Origin of the sequence: Phenylobacterium sp. J367, from assembly GCF_024699985.1 — a bacterium.
GTDB lineage: Bacteria > Pseudomonadota > Alphaproteobacteria > Caulobacterales > Caulobacteraceae > Phenylobacterium.
On sequence record NZ_JAJONA010000001.1, the window covers coordinates 2,245,823 to 2,261,374 of the forward strand.

Genomic DNA, 15,552 nt, shown 5'->3' on the forward strand with positions numbered 1-15,552 from the left:
TCCCCATGCCAGACGATCCGGCCCGTTCGGCGAGATTCGTGCCCCCGACCATCACCCCGCCCGAGGCGCCGCTGCCGCGCTTCCGGGCCATGTGGACCCTGATGGACAATCCCATCGAGGCCTGGCCGCGGGCGGTCTACGAGGAGCCCTATCTGCTGCGCGAGAACAACGCTCAGAAGTTCCTCTACGTCACCGATCCGGCGATGCTGAAGACCATCCTGCTCGACAGGACGGACGCCTTTCCCAAGGACTGGATGTTCGAGCGGGTGACCAAGCCGGCGCTGGGCGAGGGGCTGCTGACGGCGCAGGGAGCGCACTGGCGATGGCAGCGAAGGGCCGCCGCGCCGGGCTTCCGGCCGCAGAACATCGAGCCGATGGCCGGCGCCATGGTGGCCGCGGCCGAAGCCGCGCTCGGGCGCTGGCGGGAGCGGGGCGACGGCGCGCGGCTCGACGTCGCCCGCGAGATGACCGCCATCACCTTCGACGTGATCCTGGAGACCATGCTCTCGGGCGGCGAGGGGATCGACGCGGCGACGGCGGCGAAGCGGATCACCGACTACCTGGAGACGCTCGGCCGGGTGACGCCGGCCGACTTCCTGCAACTGCCGCTGTGGACGCGGATCGCCCTGGCGCCCCGAGGCTACCGGGCCCTGGTCGAGCTGAAGGCCATGGTCGACCGGATGATCCAGCGGCGGCGGCGGGAGGCGGCGCGCGGCGACCTGGTCGACCTCCTGATGGCGGCGGAGGATCCCGAGACCGGCCGGCGGATGAGCAACGAACTGCTCCGCGACAACCTGCTGACCTTCATCGGCGCGGGCCATGAGACGACGGCGCTCGCCCTCACCTGGTCGCTCTATCTGCTGGGCAGCGTGCCGGAGGCGGCGGCCCGGGTGCGGGCCGAGGTCGCCGAGGTCGTGGGCGAGGGCCGGGTCATCGCCGGGCACGTGGAGCGGCTGACCTTCACCCGCCAGGTGATCCAGGAGGCGATGCGGCTCTATCCCTCCCTGCCGATCATGAGCCGGATGTGCGCCGAGGACGTGCAGGTCGGCGACCTGGCGGTGACGAAGGGGACCTTCGTGTTCATCGCCGTCTATGCGCTGCACCGGCATCGGGCCCTGTGGCGCGACCCGGACGCCTTCGATCCCGACCGGTTCTCGGCGGCCGAGAGCGAGAGGCGCCACCGCTTCGCCTACCTGCCGTTCGGCGGCGGCCCAAGGGTCTGCATCGGTCAGGGCTTCGCGATGATGGAGGCCGTCGCCGTGCTGGCGACCCTGGTGCGCGGGGCGACCCTGGTCCCCGACCCCGGCCACCGTATCCGCCCGGTGGTGCGGGTCTCCATGCGGCCCGAGGGCGGGATGCCGATGACGCTGCGGCTCTGAGGGCGCTTTGACTCTCACGCGCCGCCGTCCCATCGTCGCGCCCACATAACATTGTCTTCGGGGGAGACGCCGATGCTTCGGACCTGGGGCTGGTTCCTCGCAGGGCTCGTGCTGATCGTGGCCGGGAGCTTCCTGGCGCATCAGGTGCAGACCAGCGGCGGCCGGGTGGAGGTGCGCGACGTGCGCTTCGCCGGCGACGGCGGCATCGCCCAGAGCGGCCTGCTCTACATTCCTAGGGGCGCGACGGCGGCGACGCCGAAGCCGGCGGTCCTGCTCAGCCACGGCTACATCAACACCCGCGAGATGCAGTCGCCGTTCGCCATCGAACTCTCCCGGCGCGGCTTCGTGGTGCTGGCGGCGGACAGCACCGGCCACGGCTATTCCGGCGGCACGGTGCTGACGCCCGGCATGGGCGGCCCGGCGGCGCTGCGCTACCTGCAGGCCCAGCCGTTCGTGGACAGGGCGAACATCGGCCTCGAGGGCCACTCCATGGGCGGCACCTTCGCCTTCGCCGCGGCGCTGTCGCAGCCGGACGGCTACCGGTCGATCGTGCTGGAGGGCTCGACGCCCGGCCTGCTGGGCGCCCCGGCCCCGGAGAACCCGCGCAACCTCGCCGTGGTCTATGGCCAGTACGACGAGTTCGCCGAGCTGATGTACGCCGTGCCGAAGGGCTCGCAGGTCGCCGACTCGGCCAAGCTGATGAAGCTGTTCGGGATCACCGCCCCGGCGGTGGAGGGCCACATCTACGGCTCGCTCGCCGACGGCACGGCCCGGGTGTTCTACAACCCGCCGATCACCCATCCCTGGGAGCATTTCTCGCGGGCCGGGGTCCAGCCTGCGGTGGTCTGGCTAGAACGCACCCTCGACGGCGAGGCGGGCGGTATCCCGCCGCAGGACCAGGTCTGGCTCTGGAAGGAGATCGGCACGGGCGCGGCCTTCGCCGGCTTCTGCCTGCTGCTGCTGGGCGCCTTCCAGGGGCTGCTGACCGTCGGGAAATTCCGGGCGCTCAACGTGCCGGCCGAGCCGGTGGCCGCGCGGCGGGACGGCCGCTGGTGGCTCGCCTTCGCGCTCACGGCGCTCGTGCCGGCGGCGACGTTCTTCCTCTTCATGAAGCTCGGGCAGGTCTTCTTCCCCATGCGGCTGTTCCCGCAGTGGATTCAGAACCAGCTCCTGGTCTGGGCGCTCGCCAACGCCCTCATCGCCTGGGGACTCTCGAGGCTGCTGAGGACGCCGAAGCCCCGGTTCGTGAACCGCTGGGGCCTGTCGGCGGGGATCGCCATCGCCACGGTGGCGGTGGGCTATGTCGCGCTCGCCGTCGTCGACGCGGTCTGGAAGGTGGACTTCCGCTTCTGGGTGATCGGCCTGAAGCCCCTCGACGCGGCGCACGCGGTGACGATGCTGCCCTACCTCGTCCTGTGGGCGGCGGCCTTCCTGGTGACCAGCCGGGCTCTGGTTTCGAGCCTGCCGGTGAGGGGCGAAAGCGAGCTCGCGGGCCTGAGCGCCGGCAAGCTCGCCATGAGCCTGGGCTTCGTCGCCCTGCTGGCGGTCCAGTACGGAGCGCTGTTCTCCACCGGGCGGATGGCCGTGCCGTCGGAGCCGCTGAACACCATCATCGCCATCCAGTTCGTGGCGCTGCTGAGCCTGGTGGGTGCGATCGCGATCTTCACCTACCGGCGGACCAGCTCCTATGTGCCGGGCGCCCTGATCTGCGCGCTGGTGATCGGCTGGTACGTCACCGCCGGGACCGCCACCCACTGGTCGCCGGACTTCAGGCTGCCGCCGATGGGCGCGGCCGCGAAGCGCTGAGGGCGCCTTGCCAACCCCCGCGCAGTGACCCAGGTCACACGACGAAGATGCGGGGTCGTGGGCCAAGGTCTTGCCGAAGATGAGTGAAGCGTCCGCCGAACGGAAAGACTGGGCCGACCTGCTGGCCGACGGCCGGCTGCCCCGGTTCGCCCTGATCTGCCTCGGCGTCTGGCTGAACGCCGCCGACAGCCTGGTCACCGCCACCATCATGCCCAGTGTCGGCGCCGACCTCGGGGGCTATGCCTACTTCGCCTGGGCGACGGCGGGCTACCTGGTCGGCGCGATCCTGGCCGGCGCCAGCGCCGGCCGCATCTCGGAGCTCGTGGGCCTGCGCTCGGCGACCGCGCTCGCGGGTCTGGTCATGGCGGCCGGCTGCGTGATGAGCGCCCTGGCGCCCGACGTCGGGACCTTCCTGGCCGGCCGGCTTGTGCAGGGCCTGGGCTCGGGCTGGATCTCCGGCTTCGCCATGGTGGCCATCGCCTTCCTGTTCCCCGAGCGGCACCTGGCCCGCGTCTTCTCGGCGGTGACCTTCATCTGGGGGATCGCCACCCTGATCGGCCCGCTGTTCGGCGGCGTGGTGGTCGAGCACGGCGACTGGCGCGACGTCTTCTGGCTGTTCGCCGCTCAGGCCCTGGTGTTCAGCGCCGCCGCCCCGTTCCTGCTGGGCGGCGAACGGCGGGGCCCGCGCGGGCCGGGCATCCCCTGGCTGCAGCTCGCCGTCCTGGGCGTCGGCGTCACCGCCATCGCGGTCGCCGACGTGCTGAAGGCGCCGGGCGCCTCCATCGGCCTGGTGCTGGTCGGCATCCTCGTCCTGGCCCTGGTGGTGCGCATCGACCACCGGGCGAAGGTCCGGCTGCTGCCGCACCGGGCCGGCGACCTGACCACGGTGCTGGGGGCCGGCTATTTCGCCATGTTCGCGCTGACCGCCGCCTCGATGGGCTTCGCGATCTACGGCCCGGCGATCCTGCAGCAGCTCCGGGGCTTCTCGCCGCTCTGGGCCGGCTATGCGATCGGCGCGGAGTCGCTGGCCTGGACCATCGCGGCGATCGCGGTGGCGCACGCCGGGCCGGTCTGGGACCGCCGCTGGATTCGGTTCGGCGCGATCTGCCTGGTGGCGAGCCTGGTGATCCTGGCGGCGACCATGGCGAACGGGCCCCTGATCTGGGTGCTCACGGGCGGGGCGCTGATGGGCGCGGCCTTCGGCTTCTCGTGGGCCTTCATGAGCCGGCGTGTGCTGGCGGCGCTCAGCGACGAGGATCGGGCGATCGGCTCCTCGGCGATCACCGCCGTCCGCCAGACGGGGGCTGCGGCCGGGGCGGCGATCTCCGGCGTGGCGGCCAACCTCGCGGGCTTCTCGCAGGGGCTGACGGCGGAGAGCGCGACCTCGGCGGGCTTCTGGGTGTTCGCCGCGGTGATCCCGCTGGCGGTGGCCGGAACCTGGGCTTCGTTCAGGCTGACGGGGTCGGCGACAGCCGCTTCGCCATGAGGATGTCGGGCCGTCCGGGCCCGTTGGCGTCGGGGACCAGGCCCACGACCTCGTAGCCGAGCCGCCGGTAGAAGGCGACGGCGTGGCCGCGGGCGGTTTCCGTCAGCCCGGCGATCCGCTCCGCCACGCCGGGGAAGAGGTCCTGGCCAAAGAGGCTGGTGCCGCCGTAGTCGTCGTCCGTGCCGAGATAGAGCGTCAGGACCCCGGCCGCCGCGGCCCGGGCCTCCAGGGCGGCGACCAGGGCGGTCCCGACGCCCCGCCGCTGCGCCGCCGGGTCGACCACGAGCGGATGCAGCTCCCAGGCGTGGCTGTAGGTCCGGACGAGGCCGATCCAGCCGAGCACGCGCTCGCCGTCCAGCGCCGCCAGGGCGGACCGGTCCTCATCGTCCAGGAAGCTCGCCGCCTCCGCCTCCGCCTCCCCGGGACCGTGGAAGCCCGACGGCATGTGGGCGAAGCCCTCGCGCAGGATCCGCGCGGCGTCGGCGACCTGGTCGGGCGAGAGGGTGTCGAACGCGTCGATACGCATGGCCCCAGCATCGCCCAGACCGCGCGCCGCCGCCATTGCCCGGCGCCCGGCCGCGGGCGAACCTTCGCCATGAACATCCGGATCCTGCAGCCCGGCGACGAGGCCCTGCTGACGCGGGCCGTCGCCATGATCGAAGAGGCGGAGCTGACGCCCGAGGCGGCGCGCGCGCACCTGGCCGACCCGGGCCTGGTCGCCATCGCGGCGGAGGAGGCGGGGGCGGTCGCGGGCTTCGTCTACGGCTATGTCCTGCGCCGCTTCGAGGCGACGAGCCTGTTCGTCTATTCGGTGGACGTGGACGAGCGGTTCCGCCGCCGGGGCGTGGCGCGGGCGATGATCGAGGCCGCGAAGGACCTTTGCCGCGAACGGGGCTGGGACGAGATGTTCGTCTTCACCAACCGCGGCAACCCCGCGGCTATGCGGCTCTACGCGTCGGCGGGCGGGATCGCCCCGCCGCCGGACGACGTGGTGATGTTCGACTTCGAGCCCTGAGGCCCGGCGGCCTAGAGCTGGTCCAGCCCGTACGCCGCGTGGAGCGCGCGCACGGCGAGCTCGGTGTAGGCGGCGTCGATCAGGACGCTGATCTTGATCTCGGACGTGGAGATCACCTGGATGTTCACGCCCTTGTCGGCCAGGGCCTTGAACATCGACTTGGCGACGCCCGCGTGGCTGCGCATGCCGACGCCGATCACCGAGACCTTGGCCACGTCCTCATTCACGGCCACGTCGTCGAAGCCGATCTTCGGCTGGGCGGCGCGGACGATCTCCAGCGCGCGCTGGGCGTCGCGCTTGCCGACGGTGAACTCCATGTTGGCCGTGTCCGCGGTGCGGGCATGGCTCTGGACGATCATGTCGACGTTGACGTTGGCGTCGGCCAGGGCCCCGAAGATCTCGGACGACACGCCCGGATGGTCCGGCAGGCCGAAGAGGCTGATCTTCGCTTCGTCGCGGCTGTAGGCGACCCCGCTCACGATGCGCTTTTCCACGATCTCCTCCTCGTCGCAGACGATGGTGCCCCTGTCCGGGGGCTTCGCCCGGCTCGACGAAACTTGAAAGGACCCGCACGGGCACATTGTGCGCCATGGCGAGCTCGACCGAGCGGGTCTGCAGCACCTTGGCGCCCAGGGAGGCCATCTCCAGCATCTCCTCGTAGGAGATCTTCGAGAGGCGCCGGGCCTTGGACTCGATGCGCGGGTCGGTGGTGTAGACGCCGTCGACGTCGGTGTAGATGTCGCAGCGCTCGGCCTTCACGGCGGCGGCGATGGCCACCGCGCTGGTGTCGGAGCCGCCGCGGCCGAGCGTGGCGATGCGGCCCGAGCGGGTGACGCCCTGGAAGCCGGCGATCACCGCCACTTGGCCCTCGTCCATGGCGGCGGCCAGCTTCTCGGGCGGAATGTCGTCGATGCGCGAGCGGCCGTGGGCGTCGTCGGCGATGATCGGGATCTGCCAGCCCATCCAGGACCGCGCCGGCACGCCCATGTTGCGGAGCGTCATGGCCAGCAGGCCGGCGGTGACCTGCTCGCCGGAGGCCACGACCACGTCGTATTCGTCGTCGGAGGCGGGAAGGTTGCCGGCCGCCGGGCCCGCGCCGTCGGTCCAGGCGACGAGCTCGTTGGTCTTCCCGGCCATGGCGGAGACGACGACGGCGACCTTGTGGCCGGCCTCGACCTCGGCGTTCACGAGCCTCGCCACGCGGCGGATGCGCTCCAGGTCGGCCACCGACGTGCCGCCGAATTTCATCACCAGCCGCGACACCCGCGCCGATCCCCCCTCAGAAAAGAGCGGGACCTTCTAGCGGCGCGCCAAGGGCTCCGCAACGGGGCACATTTGCTTCATTCCACGGGGCGGGAAGGGTATGACGGGGCATGACTTCCTCCTCCGCCGCCCGTTCGAGCATCGATCCTGCCGAGGTCGAGCGGTTCTCGCGTATCGCCGCCGAATGGTGGGACCCCCGGGGCAAGTTCGCGCCCCTGCACAAGTTCAACCCCGTCCGGCTGGCCTTCATCCGCGACCAGGCGCTCTACCGCTTCCAGCGGGACGGCAGCCTCCGCAGGCCGTTCGAGGGTCTGCGGCTGCTGGACATCGGCTGCGGCGGCGGCCTGCTCTCCGAGCCGATGCGCCGGCTGGGGTTCGAGGTCACGGCGGTGGACGCGTCCGAGCGCAACATCGGCACGGCCAGCGCCCACGCCGCCGAGCAGGGGCTCGACATCGACTACCGCTGTTCCACCGCCGAGGCCCTGCTGGAGGCCGGCGAGCCGCCCTTCGACGTGATCCTCAACATGGAGGTGATCGAGCACGTGGCCGATCCGGGCGAATACCTGCGGAGCTGCGCCCGCCTGCTGAAGCCCGGCGGGCTGATGATCGTCGCCACCCTGAACCGCACGGCGAAGGCGTTCGCCCTGGCGGTGGTCGGGGCCGAGTACGTGCTGCGCTGGCTGCCGGCCGGCACCCACGACTGGCGGAAGTTCCTGAAGCCGGAGGAACTGACCGGTTTCCTGGCCGGCGAGCCGGTGACGATCGACGGCCCGTTCGGCGTCGCCTACAGCCCGATCACCGGCCGCTGGAGCCAATCCGCGGACACGGACGTGAACTACATGATGACGGTGGTACGCGACGCCGCTTAAAGAGGGGCGACTGGCGCGGGGGGCGCCGAGATGAGGTTCGAATGGCTTCGCTTCGCGTGCTCAGCCACGCCTTCCGCGCCTGGCGACGGAACCTGCGCTGGGCCAAGCACGAGCCCGAGACGCCCTACCTCGCCGACCTGCTCTCGGACGCGCCGGTCTGCCTGCACGTGGGGGCCAGCGACGGGCGCCACACCTATGTGATGACCCAGGTGGCCCCGAAGGCCCGCATCCACGCCTTCGAGCCCAGCGCCTTCACCTTCGAGGTCCTGAAGCTCTGCATGGCCTGGCACGGCATCAAGGACCAGGTGACGCCGGTGCACGCCGCCGTCGCCGAGAAGCCGGGCGAACTGCTGCTGGTCACCCCGAAGAAGATGTCGGGCCGCATGGGCCGGGCCTACGCCTTCGTCGCCGAGAGCGCGCCGGAGGGCGCGGCCCGCCCGGACCTGCAGGACAAGGGCGCCGACCTGCAGCCGACGCCGGTGGTCACCCTCGACGGCTACTGCGCCGAGCACGGGATCGGCCATGTGGACTTCATCCGCATGGACATCGAGGGCGCCGAACTCCGCGCGCTGGAGGGCGCGGCGGGCATTCTCGACCGCGACCGGCCGCACGTGCTGATCGAGATCCACCCGACCATGCTCCAGGCCCGCTTCGGCGGTTCGGCCGAGGCGGTGGTGGCGCTGTTCCGCAACCGCGGCTACCGGATGTTCGCGCTGAACGGCGACCGGCTGGAGGAGCGGACCGAGGTGGTCCCCGACCTCCCCTGGAAGGACTATTTCTTCATCCACCCGACCCGGGCGGCGAAATTGCCCGACGGAGTCTTCAAGGCGCGGATGGCGGCGTAACGGGCGTCACAGACACACTTCGCAACTAAGCCATCATTTCAAGCGCTGCCGGGGCGAACCAAGCCTTGAAAGCCGCGTTTGCGTCCTCAGGTGAAGTTGGCCGAGGAGGTTGGGCAGGTGCTGCGGAAACGGCCGAAAGGTGTGCTGGCGATGGGGTGGGCGTGCATCGAGTGCGCCGCCACGGGCCGTACCGAACATGCGCCGACCTCGGCCGACTATCCCGACACCGTGATCCGCCGGACCAGCCTCATCGCCGGCGGCGGCCACGGCTGGAAGATCTCCGCCCTCGAAACCCCGCGCGAGACCCCCGCCCCCTGGCGGATCGTGGTGATCACCGGCGCGCCGTCCTGGGCCGAGTACTGGGCCGAGACGCTGGCCGCCCTGCCGCAGGACCGCGAGATGATTGTCGTCGACCGGCCGGGCTATGCCGCCTCCGAGCCGGCGCACGCGGTCACCGATATCCGCACTCAGGCCGAGGCGCTGATGCCGCTCCTGCGCGCCCAGCCGGGCCAGAAGGTGCTGCTGGTCGGCCAGAGCTACGGCGCGGCGATCGCCACCCTGATGGCCGAGGCCGATCCCGGCCGGGTCGACGGCCTCGTGCTGCTCTCCGGCTTCTTCGGCGAGACGGGTCCGACGGCCCGCTGGCTGCTCGACACCGGCGCCAAGGCGCTGAAGGTGATCCCGCGCGACCTGCGCCATGCGGTGATGGAAGCCTCGGGCCAGCGCCCGCAGCTGAAGCATGCGCGCCGGGCGCTGGAGCGGCTGAAGGTGCCGGTCCACATGATCCACGGCGACAAGGACGACTTCGCTCCGATCGAGGTCGCCGAGCGCCTGGCCCGCGAGGTGCGCTCGCGCCGGCCGATCAACTTCATCCGCACGGCGGGCGCCAACCACTTCCTGAACGACGGCCCGGCGGAGCAGCTGGTGGCGGCGCTGGAGGCCTGCATCCCGCAGAAGCAGGCCTGGACCTTCCGCCTGCCGCGACTGCCCCAGATGCGCTTCCCGCGGCCGCAGGGCTTCAGCCTGCCGCAGGGCGCGCCGGCCGGTCCGCAGACCGCCTAGTCAGCCGAAGACGCCCGTCGCCGCCGCGAAGCCGATCACCACCAGCCAGGGCGGCAGGCGGGCGACCGTCAGGAAGACGAAGGCGGCGGCGAGCAAGGCGCCGTCGCTCCAGCGGACGATCGCATGGCTGAGCACCGGGTCCCACAGCGCGGCGGCCAGCAGACCGACCACGACGGCGTTGACCCCGGCCAGCGCGCCACGCGCCCCCGGCAGGCGGCGCAGGTCCTCCCAGAACGGCAGGACGCCCAGGACCAGCAGCAGGCTCGGCGTGAAGATCGCCACGATGGCCACGAGGCCGCCCAGCCAGCCGCCCGGCGCCACCTGCTGGGCCGCGCCGACGAAGCCCGCGAAGCTGAACAGCGGGCCGGGCAGGGCCTGCACCGCGCCGTAGCCGGCCAGGAAGGTGTCCGGGTCGAGCCAGCCGCGGCCGACGATCTCGCTCTCCAGCAGCGGCAGGACCACGTGGCCGCCGCCGAACACGAGCGCGCCGGTGCGGTAGAAGACGCTGGCCAGGCCGAGCGTCGGGCTGCCCAGGACCTGGGCCAGGAAGGGCAGGGCGGCGAGCAGGAAGGCGAAGACCGCGATGGCTCCGGCGGCGAGCCTGAGATCGCGCGGTCCGGCGTGCGGGGGGCTCGGGCGCCGCGTCCGTCTCGGGCTTGAGGAAGGCCCAACCGAAGGCCCCGCCGGCCAGCAGGGCGCAGATCTGGGCCACGGGGCCGCCGGAGAGGATCAGGCCGGCTGTCGCCCCGATCGCCATGCCGGCGCGGATCGGCCCCACCGCCAGGCTGCGGGCCATGGCGAAGAGGGCCTGCAGCACGACGGCCGCGGCGGCGATCTTCAGGCCGTGCAGCCATCCCGTCCCGAAGGAGCCCGAGATCACCGGGGCGGCGTAGGCCAGGAGGATCATCGCCGTGGCGGCCGGCAGGGTGAAGCCGAGCCAGGCGAGCAGCGCGCCCGGCAGACCGGCGCGGCGCAGGCCGATCGCCATGCCCATCTGGCTCGACGCCGGACCCGGCAGGAACTGGCAGAGGGCGAGCAGGTCGGCGAAGGCGGCGTCGGAGAGCCAGCCTCGTTTCTCGACGAACTCCCGGCGGAAATAGCCGATGTGGGCGACCGGCCCGCCGAACGCGGTCAGGCCCTGGTGGAGGAAGGCGAGGAACACCTCCAAAGGGGCGCTCGCCGGGGCGCCGCGCGCCGGCTCGGTCTCGTCCTTCACCTGATCGGCGGTCATCAGGGTCCAGTCATGCGGAGCCGCGGGCCGCCTGTCGAGCCCCCTTCGAAAAGCCTTGGCCCGCGCATCTGAACGGCGATAAGGCTTTGCCCGACAAGGGCCGCGACGAGAGCGGCCGGCATCAGGGGAGATCCGCCATGAAGGCCGCTGTTCTGCGTGAAGTCCGTCAACCGCTCTCGATCGAGGACGTGCAGATCAACAAGCCGGGCCCGCACGAGGTGCTGATCCGCACCGCCGCGGCCGGGGTCTGCCACTCGGACCTGCACTTCATCGAAGGCTCCTATCCGCACCCGCTGCCGGCCGTGCTGGGCCACGAGAGCGCCGGCGTCGTCGAGGCGGTGGGCTCCGAGGTGCGCACGGTGAAGCCGGGCGACCACGTGATCACCTGCCTGTCGGCCTTCTGCGGCCACTGCAACCACTGCCTGACCGGCCACATGGCCCGCTGCGTCTCGCCGGAGACCAAGCGCGGGCCGGACGACGAGCCGCGCCTCACCAGCGCCAAGGGCCCGATCGTCCAGTACCTGAACCTGTCCTCGTTCGCCGAGCAGATGCTGATCCACGAGCACGCCTGCGTGGCGGTCCGCAAGGACATGCCGCTGGACCGCGCGGCGCTGATCGGCTGCTCGGTGATGACCGGGGTCGGCGCGGTGATGCACACCTCCAACGTCCGGCCGGGCGACACCGTCGCCGTGATCGGTTGCGGCGGCGTGGGCCTCTCGGCGATCAACGGGGCGGCGATCGCCGGCGCGGGCCGGATCATCGCCGTCGACGTGGTGGCCGGTAAGGAGAACTTCGCCCGGGCGTTCGGCGCGACGGACTTCGTCAACGCCGCCGAGGTCGACCCGGTGAAGACCATCATCGAGATGACCAAGGGCGGCGTCGACCACAGCTTCGAGGCCCTGGGCATGGTGAAGACCGCCGAGCAGGCGTTCAACATGCTGGGCCGCGGCGGCACCGCCAACATCATCGGCATGATCCCGGTCGGCCAGTCGATCAGCCTGATGGGCGCGGCCTTCTTGGGCGAGAAGCGCATCCAGGGCTCGCTGATGGGCTCGAACCGCTTCCCCGTCGACATGCCGCGGCTGTGCGACATGTACATGGCCGGCAAGCTGAAGCTGGACGACATGATCTCGCGCCGGCTGAAGCTCGAGCAGGTCAACGAGGCCTTCGAGGAGATGAAGACCGGCTCCATCGCCCGCTCTGTGATCGTCTTCGACGCCTGATCGCTTCGATCTGTCGGCCGGCCGACAGAGCGTTGCGCCGGCGCCCAAGGACAGTGACCCTCGCTTAACGGTTGTGCGCTTCAATGATGCGCGCAACTCGTGGGCGGGGCGGCTATGAGCGGATCACTGCGGATACGACGGGAAACCGTCGGGGCGGAGGCCTCGGGCGGTCCTCCCCCGAGCGAGTATCTCGAGCGTCTGGTCAAGCTGATCCCGACGGAGATCATCGGCCTCTACCTCGGCGGCAAGGCCGCGATCCAGACGCGCTACATGGACTTCCATGCGCCGAAGCCGGACGGCACGCTCGTGCCGCCGCAGCAGCTTGGGCCGAACGAGGACGTGGCCTGGGTCGGCTGGACGGCGATCTGCTTCTTCGCCCTGCTGGCCGTGCGCTCCTGGGCGACCAAGTCCCACGACCGGCCCCAGTGGGGCGCGGTGCTGATCGCCGCGGTGTCCTTCCTGATCTGGGTCTATTCGTTCGGCGACGTCTTCCACCTGGTGTGGGGGATCTGGGACCCGCTGCCGGCCACCCTGCTGGTGCTGGTTTGGACCTTCGCCGTGCCGATCTTCTACAAGGGCGACGAGACCCGGCCGGCCGCCGCCTAGGCGCCTGACGCGCCTGGCCACTTGATTGCGCGCGTCGGGCGGCGAACCGCTTCACACTTCGCCTGAGGCGCTAGCCGCTCTTCGGCGTCATCACGAGCCAGGGCGTCGGCCCGGTGCGGAACTCCCACACGGCCAGCAGGTGGTCGAGGTGGCCGAGTTCGCGGATCCAGGGCGGCAGGGTCTGCGGCCGGCCGCCATGGTCGACCACCAGCACCTCGTGGGTGGGCGAGAAGCGGTCGATGAGCCGCTGGCGCACGCCGGGCCTGTGTCCCTCGTGGGTCTCGACGATCACCCGCATGTGGGCGAGCGCCGGCGCGCGGTCCGGCAGGAGCAGCTCGTCCTCGGCGCCCTCGACGTCCATGATCACCAGGGCGCGGCGGCCGGCGAAGGCCTGGAAGTCCTCGGGCGCGAACGTCGCGCCGATCACCACCTGCGCCTCGACGCCATTGTCCCGGGCGTTGAGGGCGCAGGCCGCGCGGGCGTCCGCGGAGGTGTCGAAGGCATGGACGGTGACGCCGGGCATCAGCCGGGCGAGGCCCACCGCGTAGTAGCCCTCCGCGCAGCCCACATCGATCACGCAGTCCAGGTCCTGGGCCGCGAAGCGCAGGAGGTGGGGGTGCAGCTCGGTCTCGTAGGTGCCGAGCAGCCGGGGCATCATCGCGCCCTCGGTGGCGCGGGTGGCGTAGTGCAGGCCGGCGAAGGGGCCGAGCTGCACCACATTGTGCTCGTGGACGGCGTAGGTGTTGGCGAGCAGGCGCGAGCGCCAGCGCGCAAGGAAGTGGAGGATGTTCTCCATCTCCTTGATGGTCGCCGGTTCGCTCAGCTCGCTGACCATCCGGCGCAGGTGCTCGCCGGCGGCTTCCGTGTAACTGGGCATGGACAGCCTTCCGCGGACGGAACGGCCATCCTCGCGCACCGCGCGCGCGGTCAGCAAATCACGTGAAAGTTCAGTGACGGAGCTTGTTCTGGACGGCCGAGGCGTCGGCCAGCTGGCGGGTATCCGCGCCGCGGGCCAGCAGGCCGTCGATGCGCGCCTTGTTGGCCTTGAAGCGCGCGAGTTCGGCGCCGGCCAGGATCGTGCCCTGGGGCACCTTGGCGCCCACCGGATTGACCCGCTTGCCGTTCAGCCAGACCTCGTAGTGCAGGTGGGGGGCCGGTGGAGAGGCCAGTGGTGCCCACATAGCCCACGACCTGGCCCTGGCGGACGCGGACGCCCGGCCTGACGCCCTTGGCGTAGCGCGAGAGGTGGGCGTACCCGGTGGACCATCCGCCGGTGTGCTGGATCTGCAGCCAGTTGCCATAGCCGCCCCAGCGGCTGGCCTTCGAGACCACCCCGTCGCCGGCGGCGATGATCGGCGTGCCGTGGCCGGCCCCGAAGTCGACGCCCTGGTGGGCGCGGGCATAGCCCAGCACCGGGTGGCGGCGCAGGCCGAAGCGCGAGGTCATCCGCGCCCCGTCGACCGGCGTGCGGAGCAGGAAGCCTTTGATGTTCTTGCCGCTCTCGTCGAAATACTCGGCGTCGCCGGGGCTGCGCTCGAAGCGGTAGAACCGCACGCCCTTGATCTCGGCGTACTCCAGCTCGCCGGTCTCGATGGTCCGGCCGCTCTCGGTGACCTGGCGGCCGAACACCAGCTTGAACTCGTCGCCCGCCTTGATGTCGCGCTGGAAGTCCAGCTTGTGGGCGAACAGCTTGACCACCTGGGCGGTGATGGCGGGCGTGGCGCCGAGCTGGGCGGCGCTCTCGTAGAGCGAGCCGTGGATCTCGCCGTCGGCGACGGTGGTCTCGGCGCGGATCTCCTCGTCCAGCTCGCGCAGGCGCAGCGCGCCGTCGAAGGTGCGCGACAGCGTGAGCGTGCTGGCTGGGCCGGTGCGCATGGACAGGCCGATCAGCCGGGCCGGGCCGCGCTCGGCGCGGGGCTGGGCCAGGGCCGCGTCGAAGGCCAGGCCTGCGCGGATGCGGGTGGTGTCCATCACCTGGGCCAGGGCCTGGACGGCGCGCTGGGCCTCGTCCGGGGCGACGCCGGCGCGCTGCATGGCGCCTTCCAGGGTTTCGCCGCGGCGGACCTTGACCTCGACGTTCTGCGGGCGGTCGAAGCCGGGCTGGGCCTCGGCGCGGGTGAAGGCGGTGTGCTGGAGCGCGAGGACCGCGGACGGGCTGAGCGGCGGGGCCGCCTCAGAGCGCGAGGGACCGTCCATGACCTTCCAGGCGACGAACAGCGCCATGACCGCCGCCGTGCCCGCCGCCATCTGCGGCGCGATCCGGAAGGACGCCTTCCGCGGGTCGAATTCGTGCATCACGCCCCCGTACTAAGCGATGCACGGTTAAGGCATCGCCACTGTCGCCGCCTCCCCAGGCGGCCAGGAAGATGACCGAGTTCGGCGCGGAGCGCCCCCGGTCCTTTTGTCACGCGCCTAAAGCAGGCCCAGAACCAGTTCCGCAGGCCGGCACAGAGCCGCGCCCTTGGGGGGTGACGACGATAGGTCGATTCACCAGCTTCGGCTCGAGGATCATCGCCGCGATCAGGGCCTCGTCCGAGGCGGCCGGGTCCGTGAGGCCCAGCTCGTCGGCGTTGGTGCCGTTGACGCGCAGGATGTCGTGGGCCGAGGCGCCCATCGTCCGGAGCAGGTCGGTGAGCTGGTCCCGCGTCCAGCCCTGCTTCAGATATTCCACCACCGTGGGCTCGATCCCCTTCTCCCGCAGGAGGGCCAGGGTGTTGCGCGAGGTCCCGCAGGCGGGGTTGTGGTAGATCACGACGTCGCTCATCGG

Annotated in this window: 14 protein-coding genes and 2 pseudogenes; 9 read left to right on the forward strand and 7 right to left on the reverse strand. The window is 71.4% G+C overall.

What is annotated here, in order from left to right:
• Positions 1-5 precede the first annotated feature (5 nt).
• The 3 genes from LRS04_RS12065 (at position 6) to LRS04_RS12075 (ending at position 4,671) form a co-directional block, all read left to right on the forward strand.
• On the forward strand, positions 6-1,379 hold the full coding sequence (locus LRS04_RS12065) for a cytochrome P450 (protein WP_257816584.1): 1,374 nt from the start codon (positions 6-8) through the stop codon (positions 1,377-1,379).
• Positions 1,380-1,451: 72 nt separating this feature from the next.
• Entirely contained in the window at positions 1,452-3,185 is a 1,734-nt protein-coding gene (locus LRS04_RS12070; RefSeq protein ID WP_257816585.1) for an alpha/beta hydrolase, read from the forward strand.
• Between the two features lie 79 nt (positions 3,186-3,264).
• Positions 3,265-4,671 carry an MFS transporter gene (locus tag LRS04_RS12075; protein ID WP_257816586.1) on the forward strand — a complete coding sequence of 469 codons (1,407 nt, stop codon included), beginning with the start codon at positions 3,265-3,267 and terminating at the stop codon, positions 4,669-4,671.
• Here LRS04_RS12075 and LRS04_RS12080 read toward each other — a convergent pair.
• The gene (locus tag LRS04_RS12080; protein WP_257816587.1) at positions 4,634-5,197 is read right to left on the reverse strand and encodes a GNAT family N-acetyltransferase; all 564 of its coding nucleotides are present in this window, start codon (positions 5,195-5,197) and stop codon (positions 4,634-4,636) included. The genes LRS04_RS12075 and LRS04_RS12080 overlap by 38 nt on opposite strands.
• A gap of 69 nt (positions 5,198-5,266) precedes the next feature.
• On the opposite strand from LRS04_RS12080, the gene LRS04_RS12085 reads away from it, so the two are divergent.
• Positions 5,267-5,686, forward strand: coding sequence for an N-acetyltransferase (locus LRS04_RS12085; RefSeq protein WP_257816588.1), 420 nt, complete (start codon positions 5,267-5,269; stop codon positions 5,684-5,686).
• An 11-nt stretch (positions 5,687-5,697) separates the two neighbouring features.
• Here LRS04_RS12085 and LRS04_RS12090 read toward each other — a convergent pair.
• Positions 5,698-6,949 (reverse strand): annotated as a pseudogene (locus tag LRS04_RS12090) (aspartate kinase).
• Positions 6,950-7,059: 110 nt separating this feature from the next.
• Between LRS04_RS12090 and ubiG the strand changes: the two are divergent.
• The 3 genes from ubiG (at position 7,060) to LRS04_RS12105 (ending at position 9,725) form a co-directional block, all read left to right on the forward strand.
• Positions 7,060-7,818 (forward strand): bifunctional 2-polyprenyl-6-hydroxyphenol methylase/3-demethylubiquinol 3-O-methyltransferase UbiG, encoded by a 759-nt coding sequence (ubiG, locus tag LRS04_RS12095; protein ID WP_257816589.1) that lies wholly within the window; start codon positions 7,060-7,062, stop codon positions 7,816-7,818.
• A gap of 41 nt (positions 7,819-7,859) precedes the next feature.
• Positions 7,860-8,663 (forward strand): FkbM family methyltransferase, encoded by an 804-nt coding sequence (locus LRS04_RS12100; RefSeq protein WP_257816590.1) that lies wholly within the window; start codon positions 7,860-7,862, stop codon positions 8,661-8,663.
• 117 nt (positions 8,664-8,780) lie between these two features.
• The gene (locus LRS04_RS12105; RefSeq protein WP_257816591.1) at positions 8,781-9,725 is read left to right on the forward strand and encodes an alpha/beta fold hydrolase; all 945 of its coding nucleotides are present in this window, start codon (positions 8,781-8,783) and stop codon (positions 9,723-9,725) included.
• On the opposite strand, the gene LRS04_RS12110 is transcribed toward LRS04_RS12105, so the two are convergent.
• Positions 9,726-10,205, reverse strand: coding sequence for a chromate transporter (locus tag LRS04_RS12110; RefSeq protein WP_257816592.1), 480 nt, complete (start codon positions 10,203-10,205; stop codon positions 9,726-9,728).
• A gap of 247 nt (positions 10,206-10,452) precedes the next feature.
• Positions 10,453-10,956 (reverse strand): annotated as a pseudogene (locus tag LRS04_RS12115) (chromate transporter); the annotation flags it as partial.
• 137 nt (positions 10,957-11,093) lie between these two features.
• Between LRS04_RS12115 and LRS04_RS12120 the strand changes: the two are divergent.
• Both LRS04_RS12120 and LRS04_RS12125 read left to right on the forward strand, forming a co-directional pair.
• The gene (locus tag LRS04_RS12120) at positions 11,094-12,179 is read left to right on the forward strand and encodes a Zn-dependent alcohol dehydrogenase (RefSeq protein ID WP_257816593.1); all 1,086 of its coding nucleotides are present in this window, start codon (positions 11,094-11,096) and stop codon (positions 12,177-12,179) included.
• 114 nt (positions 12,180-12,293) lie between these two features.
• Entirely contained in the window at positions 12,294-12,785 is a 492-nt protein-coding gene (locus LRS04_RS12125) for a hypothetical protein (RefSeq protein ID WP_257816594.1), read from the forward strand.
• 70 nt (positions 12,786-12,855) lie between these two features.
• Here LRS04_RS12125 and LRS04_RS12130 read toward each other — a convergent pair whose 3' ends face one another.
• The 3 genes from LRS04_RS12130 to arsC all read right to left on the reverse strand — a co-directional run bounded on the left by LRS04_RS12130 (position 12,856) and on the right by arsC (position 15,549).
• Entirely contained in the window at positions 12,856-13,662 is an 807-nt protein-coding gene (locus tag LRS04_RS12130) for a methyltransferase (RefSeq protein WP_257816595.1), read from the reverse strand.
• A 50-nt stretch (positions 13,663-13,712) separates the two neighbouring features.
• Positions 13,713-15,080 carry a M23 family metallopeptidase gene (locus LRS04_RS12135; RefSeq protein WP_257816596.1) on the reverse strand — a complete coding sequence of 456 codons (1,368 nt, stop codon included), beginning with the start codon at positions 15,078-15,080 and terminating at the stop codon, positions 13,713-13,715.
• A 109-nt stretch (positions 15,081-15,189) separates the two neighbouring features.
• Positions 15,190-15,549, reverse strand: coding sequence for an arsenate reductase (glutaredoxin) (gene arsC / locus LRS04_RS12140; RefSeq protein ID WP_308238129.1), 360 nt, complete (start codon positions 15,547-15,549; stop codon positions 15,190-15,192).
• Between the last annotated feature and the right edge of the window lie 3 nt (positions 15,550-15,552).

Coding starts and splice junctions, on each gene's coding strand:
- LRS04_RS12085 (WP_257816588.1), top strand. CDS start 5,267: ATGAACATCCGGATCCTGCAGCCCGGCGACGAGGCCCTGCTGACGCGG.
- LRS04_RS12125 (WP_257816594.1), top strand. CDS start 12,294: ATGAGCGGATCACTGCGGATACGACGGGAAACCGTCGGGGCGGAGGCC.
- LRS04_RS12100 (WP_257816590.1), top strand. CDS start 7,860: ATGGCTTCGCTTCGCGTGCTCAGCCACGCCTTCCGCGCCTGGCGACGG.
- LRS04_RS12080 (WP_257816587.1), bottom strand. CDS start 5,197: ATGCGTATCGACGCGTTCGACACCCTCTCGCCCGACCAGGTCGCCGAC.
- LRS04_RS12130 (WP_257816595.1), bottom strand. CDS start 13,662: ATGCCCAGTTACACGGAAGCCGCCGGCGAGCACCTGCGCCGGATGGTC.
- LRS04_RS12075 (WP_257816586.1), top strand. CDS start 3,265: ATGAGTGAAGCGTCCGCCGAACGGAAAGACTGGGCCGACCTGCTGGCC.
- LRS04_RS12070 (WP_257816585.1), top strand. CDS start 1,452: ATGCTTCGGACCTGGGGCTGGTTCCTCGCAGGGCTCGTGCTGATCGTG.
- LRS04_RS12135 (WP_257816596.1), bottom strand. CDS start 15,080: ATGCACGAATTCGACCCGCGGAAGGCGTCCTTCCGGATCGCGCCGCAG.
- ubiG (WP_257816589.1), top strand. CDS start 7,060: ATGACTTCCTCCTCCGCCGCCCGTTCGAGCATCGATCCTGCCGAGGTC.
- LRS04_RS12065 (WP_257816584.1), top strand. CDS start 6: ATGCCAGACGATCCGGCCCGTTCGGCGAGATTCGTGCCCCCGACCATC.
- arsC (WP_308238129.1), bottom strand. CDS start 15,549: ATGAGCGACGTCGTGATCTACCACAACCCCGCCTGCGGGACCTCGCGC.
- LRS04_RS12120 (WP_257816593.1), top strand. CDS start 11,094: ATGAAGGCCGCTGTTCTGCGTGAAGTCCGTCAACCGCTCTCGATCGAG.